This is a genomic window from Parasphingorhabdus sp. (genome assembly GCF_039968395.1).
GTDB lineage: Bacteria > Pseudomonadota > Alphaproteobacteria > Sphingomonadales > Sphingomonadaceae > Parasphingorhabdus.
In genome coordinates this window covers 107,383-122,705 of the sequence record NZ_JBDVPV010000005.1, presented here as the reverse complement: position 1 = coordinate 122,705, position 15,323 = coordinate 107,383, and the positions used below count along the sequence as shown (strand labels likewise).

At 54.9% G+C, this 15,323-nt stretch carries 11 protein-coding genes; 2 read left to right on the top strand and 9 right to left on the bottom strand.

Going from position 1 to position 15,323, the window contains the following annotated elements; genetic code table 11:
• The first annotated feature begins 19 nt into the window (after positions 1–19).
• Positions 20–1,837: a cation:proton antiporter gene (locus ABJI30_RS11280; RefSeq protein ID WP_348016795.1), complete on the top strand. Its 1,818-nt coding sequence runs from the start codon at positions 20–22 to the stop codon at positions 1,835–1,837.
• On the opposite strand, the gene alaS is transcribed toward ABJI30_RS11280, so the two are convergent.
• The 6 genes from alaS to dapA all read right to left on the bottom strand — a co-directional run bounded on the left by alaS (position 1,821) and on the right by dapA (position 10,414).
• Positions 1,821–4,469, bottom strand: a complete 2,649-nt coding sequence (gene alaS / locus ABJI30_RS11275) for an alanine--tRNA ligase (RefSeq protein ID WP_348016794.1) — start codon at positions 4,467–4,469, stop codon at positions 1,821–1,823. The two genes, ABJI30_RS11280 and alaS, sit on opposite strands and share 17 nt — an antisense overlap.
• Positions 4,470–4,771: 302 nt before the next feature.
• Entirely contained in the window at positions 4,772–5,866 is a 1,095-nt protein-coding gene (gene recA / locus ABJI30_RS11270; RefSeq protein ID WP_348016792.1) for a recombinase RecA, read from the bottom strand.
• 137 nt (positions 5,867–6,003) lie between these two features.
• Entirely contained in the window at positions 6,004–8,460 is a 2,457-nt protein-coding gene (locus tag ABJI30_RS11265) for a response regulator (protein WP_348016791.1), read from the bottom strand.
• Positions 8,450–9,064, bottom strand: a complete 615-nt coding sequence (locus ABJI30_RS11260; RefSeq protein ID WP_348016790.1) for a DUF2062 domain-containing protein — start codon at positions 9,062–9,064, stop codon at positions 8,450–8,452. Before ABJI30_RS11260 ends, ABJI30_RS11265 begins: the two co-directional genes overlap by 11 nt.
• On the bottom strand, positions 9,057–9,539 hold the full coding sequence (smpB, locus tag ABJI30_RS11255) for an SsrA-binding protein SmpB (protein ID WP_348016789.1): 483 nt from the start codon (positions 9,537–9,539) through the stop codon (positions 9,057–9,059). Before smpB ends, ABJI30_RS11260 begins: the two co-directional genes overlap by 8 nt.
• Positions 9,539–10,414, bottom strand: a complete 876-nt coding sequence (dapA, locus tag ABJI30_RS11250) for a 4-hydroxy-tetrahydrodipicolinate synthase (protein ID WP_348016788.1) — start codon at positions 10,412–10,414, stop codon at positions 9,539–9,541. Before dapA ends, smpB begins: the two co-directional genes overlap by 1 nt.
• 103 nt (positions 10,415–10,517) lie before the next feature.
• Between dapA and ABJI30_RS11245 the strand changes: the two genes are divergently transcribed.
• Entirely contained in the window at positions 10,518–12,500 is a 1,983-nt protein-coding gene (locus tag ABJI30_RS11245; protein ID WP_348025433.1) for a lytic transglycosylase domain-containing protein, read from the top strand.
• Positions 12,501–12,600: 100 nt separating this feature from the next.
• On the opposite strand, the gene ABJI30_RS11240 is transcribed toward ABJI30_RS11245, so the two are convergent.
• The 3 genes from ABJI30_RS11240 to ABJI30_RS11230 form a co-directional block, all read right to left on the bottom strand.
• Entirely contained in the window at positions 12,601–13,374 is a 774-nt protein-coding gene (locus ABJI30_RS11240; RefSeq protein ID WP_348016786.1) for a PEPxxWA-CTERM sorting domain-containing protein, read from the bottom strand.
• Positions 13,375–13,731: 357 nt separating this feature from the next.
• Positions 13,732–14,415, bottom strand: coding sequence for a PEPxxWA-CTERM sorting domain-containing protein (locus tag ABJI30_RS11235; protein ID WP_348016785.1), 684 nt, complete (start codon positions 14,413–14,415; stop codon positions 13,732–13,734).
• A 243-nt stretch (positions 14,416–14,658) separates the two neighbouring features.
• Positions 14,659–15,279, bottom strand: coding sequence for a PEPxxWA-CTERM sorting domain-containing protein (locus ABJI30_RS11230; RefSeq protein WP_348016784.1), 621 nt, complete (start codon positions 15,277–15,279; stop codon positions 14,659–14,661).
• Between the last annotated feature and the right edge of the window lie 44 nt (positions 15,280–15,323).

Genomic DNA, 15,323 nt, shown 5'->3' with positions numbered 1-15,323 from the left:
TCGCGTATAGGAGTTAGCCATGAGCTCACCCCTTGATAGCCCGGCCTTTGTTGATGCAATTGTCATATTGGGCGCGGCGGGGATTGTTATTCCCGCTTTCGCGCGCTTTCGCATCACGCCGATCATCGGCTTCATTCTGGTGGGCATTTTATTGGGCCCTTCCGGACTGGGCTCCCTTCAGGGGCAATATGACTGGCTGCAATATCTCACGATAAATGACCGCGAGGCCATAGAACCGTTTGCCGAATTTGGCATCATCCTGTTGCTGTTTTCCATTGGACTGGAACTGTCCTTCAAACGCCTCTGGTCTCTAAGGCGCCTTGTTTTCGGTGTAGGTGCTGCGGAATTGACGATCTCGGCAACCCTCATAGGTGGCGCACTGTTTCTTTATGGATTCCCCGCGCAAAGCTGGGAAGGTGCAGTGGGACTGGGGCTGGCACTCGCCCTGTCCTCGACCGCACTGGTATTGCCGATGTCCGGTACGAAGAGCCCAGTTGGGAAGGCTGCACTGGCCATGTTGCTGTTTGAGGATGTCGCGATTGTCCCGATCATTTTCCTGCTCGGCGCCATTTCACCTGCTATGGCGGCCGGTTCCGGATGGGGTGATCTTGGCCGCACATTATTGATCAGCGGTGCCGTCATCTTTGGCATGCTGGTACTCGGCCGGTTGCTGCTCCCGCGCATCTTCGCACAAGCGGCCCGGACCAAAAGCCCGGAACTTTTCCTCGCTGTCAGCTTGTTGGTAATTATTCTGGCAAGTCTGGCGACCGCGGCGACCGGCCTGTCTCCCATCGTCGGCGCATTGCTGGCGGGCCTCCTGATTGCCGAAACCGAGTATCATGGTGAAGTTGAAGTCATAACACAGCCTTTCAAAGGGCTGGCCCTGGGTGTTTTCCTGATCACCGTCGGCATGCAGATCGACATTCTTGTCATCCTCGAAAACTGGGCAAGTCTGGTTCTCGCAGTAGTTGGCGTAGTCGTTGTGAAAGCAATCGTCACCGGCAGTTTGTTGCGCTTTGCCGGCGCACGAATCGGAACAGCAACCGAAGCCGGTGTGCTGATGGCAAGTCCGTCCGAAACGACATTGATCGTTCTGGCTGCAGCCTCGACCGCCCAGCTGATCCAGCCACAAACTGCGGCTTTCTGGCAGATCGTCACCGCCATCGGACTGACGATAACCCCTCTGCTCGCGCGTTTCGGGCACGACATGGCCCGGCGCATCGAACTGCGCGGCGACAATGTCAGTCTGGATGAAGAAAAGACGATCGAAGCCCAGCAAACGATCATCATTGGCTTTGGCCGGGTCGGGAAGCTCGTTGCTGACATGTTAAAAACGCATGACCAGGCATTCCTGCTAATCGAATCCAATATCGACGTTGTCGCATCTGCACGCCGCGAGGGTTACCCTATTATCTTTGGCAATGTCTCTCGCAATGAAATGCTCGACAAGCTCCGGTTGGGCCATGCACAGGCGCTGGTTCTGACAATGGACGAACCGGTCTTGTCGGTGCAGATTGTCAAAAAAGTCAGAGCCTGGGTGCCTGATTTACCAATCATTGCGCGCGCACGCGACACGGAACATGCAGCGGAACTCTATCAAGCCGGTGCAACCGACGCCGTTCCGGAGGCACTGGAGGGATCCCTGCAACTTTCCGAAGCCATTTTGGTTGGCAATGGCGTGGCCATGGGGCCGGTCATTGCATCCATTCATGAAAAGCGCGATCAGTTGCGGCAACAGATCAAAGCCGATGGCAATCTGGAGGAAGAGCCGGTACTTAAATCACGGGCAGATCAGGACGACGAAGCGTCGAGCGAAAAACTCAGCCCGCAATCATAGCCTTGATAGCCGCAATCGCCTGATCAGCAGTCGCACCATCCGGACCGCCGCCTTGCGCCATATCCGGTCGACCGCCCCCGCCTTTACCGCCCACGGCGGCAACGCCGGCCTGAACCAGCTCCACGGCATTATGGCGATCCGTCAAATCTTCGGTAACCCCGACCGCAACAGTAGCACGGCCGTCATTAACGGCGATCAGCGCGGCTATACCGCTCGACAGGCTTTTCTTCGCTTCATCGATCAAACCGCGCAATTCTTTGGGATTGAGTCCGTTGATGACCTGACCGCTGAATGCAACGTCTCCGATCGTTTCCACTTCAGCTGCACTGTTGCTACCGCCATCACCTGCGAGCGCGAGCGCCTTTTTGGCTTCGGTCAACTCACGGTCAAGTTTCTTGCGTTCTTCCACCAGAGTGGACACGCGGTCAGCCGCTTCTTCCGGAGATGATTTCAAAACAGATGCAATAGACTTCAATTTGCGATCCCGTTCCGCCAGCCACAAGCGGGCCGCTTCTCCCGTCAACGCCTCAATCCTTCGTACACCGCTCGATACGGCGGATTCAGACACGATCACCATCAAACCAATATCACCCAATGCGCGCACATGGGTGCCGCCACATAGCTCAACGGAATAATCTGTATCATCTTCGGTTCCCATCGACAGGACGCGCACTTCATCGCCATATTTTTCGCCAAATAGTGCAAGAGCACCCGCAGCAACCGCATCGTCAGGACTCATCAATCTGGTAACGACGTCACTGTTCCCGCGTATCTGGGCGTTCACATCCGCTTCGACTTTCGCGATCTCCTCATCGGTCAATGCAGCGACATGCGAGAAGTCGAATCGCAGACGGTCAGGTGCAACAAGGCTGCCTTTCTGGGTGACATGATCACCGAGATGATGGCGGAGGGCCTTGTGGAGCAGATGGGTTGCACTGTGATTGGCGCGCAATTCTGTCCGCCGGGTGCCATCAACCACCAAATGGATGGAATCACCGGTTGAAAGCGTTCCAGAGTCAATCCTGGCATGTTGCGCATGCAAGCGGCCCAATGGCTTGGACGTATCGGTTATGGTGGCCCGAAAATCATCAGATCCCGCTGCCGTTCCCGCATCCCCCATCTGGCCGCCGCTTTCTCCGTAAAACGGAGTCTGGTTTGTCAGGATAAGGACGTCTTCGCCCGCCTTGGCCTGCGTGATTTCCGCACCATCCTTCACCATGGCGATGACGACGCCTTCACCTTCTTCCGAAGAATAGCCGGTGAATTCCGTGCTGCCATGCTGTTCTGCAATATCAAACCACACGGTGTCAGATGCCTGATCGCCAGACCCCTTCCACGCGGCGCGGGCAGCCGCTTTCTGTTGTTCCATGGCGGTGTCGAAACCGGCACGGTCGACGTTGAGCGATCGGTTACGCAATGCGTCTTCGGTCAAATCATAGGGGAAACCATAGGTGTCGTAGAGCTTGAACGCGGTCTCGCCAGACAGCGTGTCGCCCTCGGACATATCCGCGATTTCTGCGTCGAGGAGCTTCAGACCATTTGCCAGCGTCCTTCTGAAACTGGTCTCCTCACGCAGGAGCGTTTCTTCGATCAGAGGCTTGGCCCGAATGAGTTCGGGAAACGCATTTCCCATTTCTCCGGTCAGCGAGCCCACCATGCGGTGCATCAACGGGTCCTTTGCACCCAGAATATGTGCGTGGCGCATGGCCCGGCGCATGATCCGGCGGAGCACATAGCCGCGACCTTCATTGGCCGGAAGCACACCATCGGCAACCAGAAAACTTGCTGCACGAAGGTGATCCGCAATGACTCGGTGACTGGCCTGATTCTCGCCAGTTGTGCTGGTTCCAGTCAACGAGCCGGATTCAGCTATCAATGCCTTGAACAGGTCGATATCATAATTGTCGTGGGTACCCTGCATAACTGCCGCAACGCGTTCCAGTCCCATTCCCGTATCGATCGAAGGGTGCGGCAAATCCACACGATCACCGCCTGCATGCTGGTCATATTGCATGAACACCAGGTTCCAGATCTCTACAAAGCGATCGCCGTCTTCATCCGGACTGCCGGGCGGACCGCCCGCGATATGGTCGCCATGATCATAGAAAATCTCGCTGCACGGGCCGCAGGGTCCGGTGTCGCCCATCGACCAGAAATTATCATTGGTCGCGATACGAATGATACGCTCTTCCGGCAGACCGGATATTTTGCGCCACAGATCAAAGGCTTCATCATCGGTGTGATAGACGGTCACGGTCAGCCGGTCAGCAGCTATGCCCCAGACTCGCGTGATCAAATCCCAGGCATTGTGAATGGCCTGCTCCTTGAAATAATCACCGAATGAAAAATTGCCGAGCATTTCAAAAAACGTGTGATGACGTGCGGTATAGCCGACATTGTCGAGGTCATTATGCTTGCCCCCGGCACGGACGCATTTCTGGCTGGACGTCGCGGTTGAAAATTTGCTCTTCTCGGTACCGGTAAAAATATTCTTGAACGGCACCATCCCGGCATTAACGAACATCAACGTCGGATCATTGTGCGGAATGAGCGGTGACGACGGCACAATCTCATGTCCCTGTTCGCCAAAATATTCGAGAAAAGATCGTCTTATGTCATTGGTTGTGTTCATAATCCGGACTTAGGCGAGGCGATTGTAGTTTACAATCCCGCACGATCACTGACGGCTGCTTTTGTGCCCGGCCTGTGCGTTCTCATGCCAGCATGGGCTGACGTGTCACTTTTTCTGACATCCCGTCGCCTGATGCCCACAATCCCGGACAAAAAAAGGGCCGTCCTCAATGTCGGGGGACAGAAGGACGGCCCGCATGCCAGACGCGATCTCGGAGAAGATCAGGCCGACAGTATTACAATTTTCTGATGGGCTCGGGGTGGACCGAAACCGTTCCGCCCTTTTTATTGCCCGGTTATCATTCAGCTATTGGCATCGTCACCAGCGTCATCCGCCTTGCCAATCGGGCCATCCATCATTTCTTCGGCAACGGCTTCCTGTTCACCGCGGATCTGCTTTTCGAGCTTGGCCATGATTTCGGGATTTTCAAGCAGGTAGCGCTTGGAGTTCTCCCGGCCCTGTCCGATGCGGATCGAGTCATAGGAGAACCATGAACCGGATTTTTCCACGACACCGGCTTTCACGCCCAGATCGATAATCTCTCCGACCTTGGAAATGCCGAGACCATACATGATGTCGAACTCGACTTGTTTGAACGGCGGCGCGACCTTGTTCTTGACCACTTTGACCCGCGTCGAGTTTCCGACAATGTCATCACGTTCCTTGATCTGACCGGTCCGGCGGATATCAAGACGTACCGACGCATAGAATTTAAGCGCATTACCGCCCGACGTGGTTTCCGGGCTGCCGTACATCACGCCAATTTTCATGCGGATCTGGTTGATGAAAATCACCATGCATTTGGATCGGCTGATCGAACCGGTCAGCTTGCGCAGGGCCTGACTCATCAGACGAGCCTGCAGTCCGACATGGGTATCGCCCATCTCGCCCTCAATTTCAGCCCGCGGGACCAAAGCCGCAACTGAATCGACAACCAATATGTCAATTGCGTTGGAGCGCACCAGCGTATCTGTAATCTCCAGTGCCTGTTCTCCGGTATCAGGCTGCGAGATAATCAGTTCATCCGTATTCACGCCCAGCGCCTTGGCATAGACCGGATCGAGCGCGTGCTCCGCGTCAACAAAAGCAGCAGTACCGCCCGCCTTTTGTGCTTCGGCGATGACATGCAGAGCCAGCGTTGTTTTGCCTGAGCTTTCGGGCCCGTAAACTTCGATCACCCGGCCTTTTGGCAAACCGCCAATACCAAGGGCGATATCCAGTCCCAGCGAACCAGTAGAGATGGCTTCCACCTCCAGTGCTTCGCGAGAGCCCAGCTTCATTGCCGAACCTTTACCAAAGGCACGATCAATCTGTGCCAGTGCGGCGTCGAGCGCCTTTTGCCTGTCTGATGAATTCAATTGATTTTCCGATTCTACGACTTTTAAATTGCCGGCCATTTGCCTGTCCCCTTCGCTAAATGCTTGTACGATATCAATCAATGATGGATATGATGTACCGTATTTGTTCTACCAGAACAAGAGGGGAACATATATTTTTTATATTTGGACAAAGCCTTTGTTAAATAAGAACAATATTAGTTTTTTGGTTTGTTTTTGTCATCTTCGGTCAATATTTCTCCAACCGCTTCTGCAATTTGGGCAACCGAAAACGGCTTGGGCAGAAAGGCGACATTGTCGAGATCAATGGATTTGCGCAGCTGTTCTTCGGCATAGCCTGACATGAACAGGATTGGCATGTCAGGATGCAGGACCCGCACTTCCCGAGCCATGGCCGGACCATCCATGTTGGGCATGACCACGTCCGATACGATCATATCGAAAATGCCCTCCCCTGAATCGCTTTGCGCGGAAAGATGGGCAAGTCCCTCCTCTCCGTCGCTTGCCGTCACCACCGTATAGCCCTGACGCGTCAGCGCCCGTTCCGCCACGGCGCGGACCATGTCTTCGTCTTCGACCAGCAATATGTGTCCGCTTCCCCACAGTTCCTTTTTGGCAGCGGCCTTGAGCGGCTCGCTGGACTGCGCCTGTTCTTCTTCAGACATTTTGTGAACCGGAAAATAGATCGAGAACGTCGCGCCTTTCCCCGGTTCGGAATCGGCAAATATATAGCCGCCCGACTGCTTGACGATGCCGTACACGGTCGAAAGCCCCAGTCCAGTGCCCTTGCCGACGTCCTTGGTCGTGAAAAACGGTTCGAAAATCTTGCCGATAAGCTGTGGTGGAATTCCGTTGCCCGTGTCTTCCACTATCAGCGCTGTGTAATCACCAACCGGTAAAATCTCGCTCTTCAGCGCCCGCACATCTGATGGCGAGACCATTCGCGTTGTCACCGAAATCTTGCCGCTGCCATTCCCGCGGGCGTTGATCGCGTCCCGGGCATTGACGCCGAGATTGATAATGACCTGCTCGAGCTGACCGGGGTCTGCACGGACGAGCCCCAGATTGCGGCCATGCTTGACCTCCAGCTCGATATTGTCATCAAGCAGGCGTTTCAGCAGATTGGACACATCAGCCACCACATCGGGCAATTGCAGAACTTGCGGACGCAAGGTCTGTTGCCGTGAAAAGGCCAGTAGCTGGCGCGTCAGTCCGGCTGCCCGGTTGCTGTTATTGCGGACTTGCTGGATATCATCATAATCACTGTCACCCGGCGCGTGACGGAGCAGCATCAGGTCACAATGACCGATAATCGCGGTCAGGATATTGTTGAAGTCATGGGCGACACCGCCCGCCAGTTGCCCGACGGCCTGCATCTTGGTTGCCTGGGCAACCTGACTTTTCAGCTTTGTTTCCTCGCTATTGTCCTTGATCGACAGCAGCACGGCGGCATCACCCAGCCCGCGCACACCGGCCATTCCCAAAGCGACCGGATCGTCGCCACCGGAACGCAGACGGACGGCAAGATCTCCTGACATCGGCGGACCGCTGGCGTATCGACGCACCGCATCAGCCACGGCAGACTTGTCATCGCGGATCATCAGATCACCGGGATAAAGCGGTTTCTCACCCTCAGGAATGCCCGCGGTTCGCGTGAATGCCTTGTTGAGAAACAGGAAGCGTCCATCCCGGTCGGTCAATGCGAGACCCAGCGGTAGCAGCGACAACATTGATTCGACCTGCTCGAGGGCCTTGCCGCGCTCAAACATGCCGCCATCATCGTCAATCAGCAGGATCAACGCCGGGCCTTTCTCCTGCTCCCGGTCCAGTGGAACATGAAACATGCGAACCGGCGTGCCGTGGCGACCTTCACGTTCAAAGAAAATTGTGCCCTTGTCATCTGCGCGCAGGAAATTGATGAAATTCCGGCCAGAAATATTGGCATCGCTGCTACCTGTTGCACGCAGCGCAAATACAGGGTTGGATGCCCGGATCCGCCCTTCCCCGCCAATAACAGTTGCCAGCACGCCGGCTTCTGACAGCGCACGGCCGACTGCCCCGCCGACCATGCGAACAGTATCATCCAGAATGTCCGCCCGAATCTCCGGCTTGAACTGCCACATCAAATATTCATCGCCCTGCCCGGTTCGCAAAACCTTGGCCGCATATTCTGCGACGCCGCGCTTCAATCCTTCGGCATAGCCCCGGCCATCGCGCCAGGCATTGCGCCCTGCTGTGGCCAGCAGTTCATTGCCGCCCGATTGCAACGGCAAGTCCGGCGGAACAGCCGGACCGTTAAACCATTTTGTAAACAGCTCATTTGCGCAGACCAGCCGCCCGGCCCGATCGGTAACCGCCAGCCCCATATCCGACTGATCGGCGATCAGTCGGGTGACAACCCAATCGGCCGATTCCGCCAGACCCTCATCCACCGGACTTGTTTGCGGCCTGACAAAGTAAAACATCGCTGCGGCACTTGAGGTCAATGCCAGAAACGCGAGAATAAGCGCGGTATTGGGGACCTGCCAGTAGAGCAATCCCACTGAGGCCAGAACCACCACGACAAGAATGCCAAACCTTAGCCGGGCGTCCATTGTCGTCTGCCGGGTGCTCGGATTGAGCAGTCCAATACTGTCTTTTGCTTCACTCGCCATAGCTGCTTTCCGAATCATTGGGCCGTTTCTCAGCAGTCAGCTCATTCAACCGTTTGCGGCGTTTTTTGCCAATCCACCAGCGCCAGCCAAACGAACTGACCAGATAACCAATCGAGCCAAAAACAATGCCGAGCAATACAAAGCCGAAAAAGGTGACGCCCACTTCCCGGACGATCCACGTCAACCATTCACCAATCCCGTTACGCTCACCGCCCCCGGCACCCCCGGTTATGGCATCCATGCGCAAGACAAATCGGCCGAACTGATTCGCGATAGCGAGCCAGAACGGATAGGTAAACGGGTTCGTGATAAACGTCGTGATCGCTGCAATCGGGACGTTTGCTCTGATCGGCAGCGCAAGGAATAACGCAACAAATGTCTGACCGCCCAGAGGCACGATGAACCCGGTCAACATGCCAAGCGCAACGCCGCGCGGAACCGATCGCCGGTTAAACCGCCAAAGATCAGATCTCAAAAAACGGTGGGCGATGGGTTTGAGATATTTGTTTTTCTCCATCCCGTCCCGGGTTGGCATATTGCGTTCAAGCCACGCAGTGAACCGCCGGATCGTGCGCGCACCCCAATCCTTGTCCTGATCAGCCATGTTCACGCAACAAGCGGCCCTGTTGCCGTTTCCAGTCGCGATCTTTTTCGGTCGCGCGTTTGTCGGGAGCTTTTTTGCCTTTGGCGAGAGCAAGTTCGATCTTTGCCTTGCCCTTGCTGTTAAAATAGATGGACAACGGTACGATCGTCATGCCCTTGCGCATGACAGCACCATAGAATTTGTTGATTTCCCTGCGATTGAGCAGCAGCTTTCTGGGCCGCTTGGGTTCGTGGTTATGCCGGTTGCCGTGACTCCATTCCGGAATATTGGCGTTGATCAGCCAGACTTCATCATCCTTCACCTCGGCATAGCTTTCCGCAATCGTTCCCGCTCCGAACCGCAGCGACTTCACTTCGGTTCCGGTGAGCATGATGCCGGCTTCAAACTTGTCATCCAGATGATAGTCATAACGCGCGCGCCGATTCTCGGCGACAACCTTCTGCTTGTCAAATTCCAGAGGACGCGGCTTGGCCATCAGATCAACCCGGCTCCTTCGAGCGCGGCATCCACTGCTTTTTTGCTGGATTCCGACGGTGGCGTCATAGGAAGCCGAAGCTCGGTCGGAAAGTCAGCGATGACCCGGGACAAAGCATATTTAATCGGACCGGGAGACGCATCCGAGAACATCGCCTTGTGGACCGGATACAGAATATCGTTCAATTCACGTGCCTTTTCATAGTCGCCCGCCTGGCAGGCAGCCTGAAATTCTGCACATAGTTTCGGGGCAACATTTGCCGTCACGGAAATGCAGCCCGCACCTCCGGATGCGTTAAAGGCAAGTGACAATTCGTCCACACCAGACAAAAGGCAGAAATCTTTCGCACAGGCAAGCCGGTGATCGGTCACCCGGTCAATCTCGCCGCTGGCATCCTTTATGGCCGCCACAGTGGGGAGTTTGGAAAGTTCCGCAACCGTGTCCGGCAAAATGTCGGTCACGGTTCGCGCCGGAACATTGTACAGCACCAGTGGCAAATCGTTTTCTTTGGTCAGCGTTTCGAAATGGGCATATATTCCCTGCTGGTTGGGGCGATTATAATAGGGCGCCACAACAAGTCCGGCCGCCGCCCCGCATTTTTTCGAAAAGTTCAGATGCAAAAGCGCATTGGTCGTATCATTTGATCCGCAGCCTGCAATGACTGGCACGCGTCCCGCCGCCTGTTCGATGCAGACTTCGATGACCCGATGATGTTCTGCATTTGACAAAGTCGAGGATTCACCAGTGGTTCCGCAGGGAACCAGACCACTGCTGCCTTGTTCGATCTGCCAGTCTACCAGAGCCCGAAATTCCTCTTCCGCAAACGATCCGTCGCGAAAGGGAGTCACCAGAGCCGGAATTGAGCCGGAAAACATGGAATTACTCCTTTAAATTTGGCTTAGAAATTGCCACAGCTAATACAAGCTTAACAATGATATAGTTTGCCGTTCAGCGCCTGATAAGGAGCCTACCCCCAAAATGTCCAGTATGGTATCAAGAATTATTCTGTCCGCCCTTCTTTTGACCCCCGCCACGTGCATGGCGGCTGAACAATCCGCGTGGCAAAGTGGCGGTGATCAGACACTTTCTGATCCAACCAGGGGAAATGCCGTGCTGGCGTTGCAGCGTTGGCGCGTGCTGACCCAGTCAGACAATTATTCGTTCGAGGACTATGCGGGTTTTGTCATCACCTATCCGGACTGGCCCGATGGCGAACGCATGAAGCGCAATGCCGAACAGGCGATCAACATTGAAAGCTTCTCTCCCCGCCCTGTCCTGCAATATTTTGACAGCGTGGCGTCCGTCACCAATGGCGGAGCGGCAAAACATGCAGTTGCCTTGCAAAGCACGGGGCAACGGGACAAGGCAAACGCAAAGGCACGTCAGGCGTGGCGCGGCGGCACGATGGCGGAAGCAGACGAAACCGTATTGCTCCGTCGTTTCAGTTCGATATTTACACCGGCAGATCATGATGCCCGGATGAACGCCCTGCTTTGGGCGCGGGCAACCAAAGCGGCCCGAAGGCAACTCGGTTTTACTTCCGCTGGTTTGCGCCCGGTTTTCGCAGCCAGACTGGCCCAGTTGACCGAAGCGGCGAATGCCAACAGCCAGGCCACTGCCGTTGGCGCCATGGCGCGCGATGATGCCGGATATCTGGCAGACCGATCGCGCTATTTGCGAAACAGGGGCCAGAGCTTTGCATCGCGCCAGTTACTGGCATCCCGTCCACCCTTGCGGGTTAAACCGGCCAATGTTGATACCTGGTATGAGTCCAATCTGATTAACGCCCGGGCGGCGGCCAATGACCGGCAATGGAAGCTGGCTTATGACATCGCCTCCAATGTGGATGACGCGTGGACCGGTCCGGTCAATATTGCCGAACAGAGCAGCCGCATCCGCGACAAATATTCCGACCTGACGTGGCTGGCCGGCACGGTCGCACTGCAAAAACAGCGCCAACCCGCCAAGGCGGTTGCGATGTTCGATCGCTATGCGCGTTCCTATAACTCGCCGAACATCCGTTCAAAAGGCTATTACTGGGCGGGCCGGGCGGCCGGTGAAGCAGGACAAACGGACAAGGCAATCGCCTATTTCGAGAAAGCGGCGCAATATCCGGCCTATTTCTATGGGCAGCTGGCCCATGAACGGCTCGGCCGCGCCCTGCCCGCCTTTAACCGCACCCATGCGGCTAATATTCTGCCCGAAGACCGCGCGGCCTTTAGCCAGGAAACGCTTGTGCAAGCTGCCATTTCATCTGCGCGCACCGGCCCCTGGCGCGAACAGATCCGCTTTTACCGGGCGCTGGCCTACAAGGCGGAAACCGCCAAAGACTATGCGTTGCTAAGCGACCTCTCCACACGGATCGGCCAGAAAGATCTTGGCGTGATTGCAGGCATCAGCAGCGTTGGCGAAAATGCCGGTGTGACCGACAACACCTTCTTCCCGACCCTGAAAGTGCCCTTTGGTTATGAAAATAGCTGGACCAGCATTCATGCCATTACCCGTCAGGAAAGCCAGTTCGCCCTTGGCGCGATCAGTCATGCAGGAGCACGGGGCCTGATGCAGCTCATGCCTGGCACCGCCCGCGAGCAGTCCGGCAAATCCGGTCTGCGCTACAACATGTCGGCGCTGACCACCGATCCGCAGTATAATGTGCGGCTGGGCAGCGGCTATTTCGAGCGGATGCTGTCTTATTATGGCGGATCCTATCCGCTGGCTGTCGCGGCCTATAACGCCGGCCCGGGCAATGTGAACAAATGGCTCCGCCGCAACGGCGATCCCCGCATGGGCGGAATTGACTGGCTGATCTGGATCGAAGAGATACCCATTTCTGAAACCCGCAATTACGTGAAACGCGTGCTGGAAAATGCGGTTGTCTACGACACCAAAAACCCACGCGGACCAAAGTTGAAGAGCGATACACCGCTCACTCGCTACATCGGAAAGAATTATAAAGGCTGAGAGCTGCACGGTCGGCTTGATCCCGCACGCATTGGCTTGCAAAAAAAGGCCCCGCCAGAATATTCTGGCGGGGCCTTTGTGTAATTTCTCTGTTTGGCGCTTAAGCGTAGCTGACTTTCACATTCGCTTTTTTCTGCTTCCGCATCGCGCTGCCAATGGCACCAAAGCCAAATATCATGAATGCCCATGTCGCAGGCTCTGGAACTGCGCTGTTCAACATGCCTTCAAATGAAAGGAATGCAGTGTTGGAGCTCTCTGTTCCAAACAGCGCCGTGCCGCCGGTTACTCCGGATGTCGCCGCATATTCAAATCCGGTCGTACCGGTCAGAAACAGGCTGGGTCCAAGCAAGTTTGCAGTCGCAAAACCACCGCCATCAAGCGTGGCGGGAGCAATCTGCATACCGCTGCCCAAATCGGTCAATACGACGTTTAACAATGCGTTGAGGTCGTTGAAATCCGGATCCGAGTTTTCTCCGGTCAGAAGAACATTGCCTCCACCCGCAAGATAGTTTGCAAGTACCGTTGTTTCGTCGGTTGTAAACGCATTGTTCCTTGCAAAAGCGATGTACAGATCAACACCTGCCAGATCACCAGCGGTAATCTCGTCATTGGCACCGAATAGTGACGCGGCGAAACCATTGCCATTGTAAAAGTTTACGGTGTTCGTCGCCTGAGTGTTCAAAAACGTGCGCGTGCTGTTTTGAACAACAACATTCGTACCTTCGACAATGTTGCTAAAAAAGGCTTGATTGGCCGAATTGCTGCCGATCACATTCAGGATGTTGCTATCGCCCGATACGAACAATGCCGCAGAGGCGGAAGTCGCAGACAATCCTGTTGTGCACAGTGCCGCCGCCAGAATCAGTTTTTTCATGATAGTCCCTCAATAGTCGACCCGTATTCAACCATGGAAGATGCAAATGACTTTCGCTGCTCGCAATGTCCAAAGACACTCCTCAGCGAGTAGTTAACAGGAATTTAAAGGAATCTCGGCGAGCTGACAAGCATTTTGGGCAGAAATTGCGACATTTGATAAGATTGTTCCAAACAGGGACTGTGATTTTGGATGCGCAATCTCATCAACCTTCTCGAATATGCCACTGGTCTCTTTGCGCCCATGGCGGCCCCAAGGTTAGCGGCGGCTTCATCCCGAAAGCCCACATTTCACCGAACAAACAAAAGCCCCGCCAAATTGCTTTGACGGGGCTTTGGTATAACTTGTTTTTTGCGTTTAAGCGTAGCTGACTTTCACATTCGCTTTGCGCTGACGACGCATCGCTCCGCCGATGGCACCAAAGCCAAAGATCATGAATGCCCATGTAGCAGGCTCTGGAATTGCGCCCATCGCAGCTTCAGAACGCGCGATCAGAAATCCACCAGCCAGTGTGAATGACTTGATACCAACGCCTTCACCATCAATACCGCGAAACTCAAACGCATCGACACCGCCTGGCGTGACAATCGGTGCTAGTGCAAAAAGGTCATATGAACCGATAAGATTATCATTAATGTCGAATGCTGAAATGACGGGATTATCACCATCTGGCAAACCATCAGAAAACTGAACGCTGTAATTCATGAACGCTCCGAACGATGACACAGCGTCGTCAAAGGTTAGCGTGACAGTTGCAGTCGGGCTATTCGTACCTATGATATTGGTCGTCGATTCGCCATTTTCCTGAAGGCCATAGCTACCATTGCCAATTACTGAACTGGTTGACGTGGATGAGTAGGTAATGCCGCCGGGAAGAGCCAAAGGCCCATCGGTAAAGTTAAATCCCATATCCGCAAAGCTACCGATGTTGAGGCTTGGACCCGCATAGCCTGCATCGGAAGTGAGAAGAGCGGCCGCAGACGCTGGTGTAGCAACAAACGCAAATGACAACGCCGCTGAAGCAACTAGAAGTTTTTTCATGATTTCCCCCAATTTCCAATTGCCTGCCGTTGACAGTCAATCGGTCAAAAATATGCAAACCCTAACAGGAAATTAACAGATATCCGTATCCCGCGCAATTGGACTTCTGCTACATCATCTTATGTACCGTTTTGGTACAGTCCCGGTGTCTGCTTTTGCGCCCAAAGCGGACATTGACCACCGACGCAAAAAAGCCCCGCCAAATTGCTTTGACGGGGCTTTGATATAACTTGTTTCTCGCGTTTAAGCGTAGCTGACTTTCACATTCGCTTTGCGCTGACGACGCATCGCTCCGCCGATGGCACCAAAGCCAAAGATCATGAATGCCCATGTCGCTGGTTCTGGAACTGCAGCTGCATTAAACGAGAGATCATCGAGAACCCAGAAAGCCTGGTCGGATGAGATGTTCACGAAGGAAACCGGACCGGCATAGGACAGAAGACCATAGTTGCCGAGCGTAACATTCACCGTCTGACTGCCAAGCAGGTTGTTGGCACTGTCAAAAAAGTCTGCCGAGAACACACCGTCGCCACGACCGCCGCCAGCATAGATGCTGAAATCAGATACGGCGCTCGAAAAAATCAGCCGCCCGTCATTCGTGCCTACACCGTCATTATACGCCAGAAAGTCAGTGCCGCTCCGCGCGTCGACGCCGAAATTGCCGGTTTGATTGAGTATTGTGCCAGGGTCGCCGCCGACACCGTCAAAAGTCACACCCAGACCGGAATAGAGATCGGTCAGGGGAGCAGCTCCGAAGCAACATGATGCCCCAGTGCCCTCGAAATCGATGACGACGGCCTGCGCGGGCATCGCCATTGTTGTGGTGCCGATCGCAGCCGCAGCGGTGAGAAGAAACTTTTTCATATGATACCCCGTAGTCTAGCCGACCCAAAGTGGCCGGGCGCACT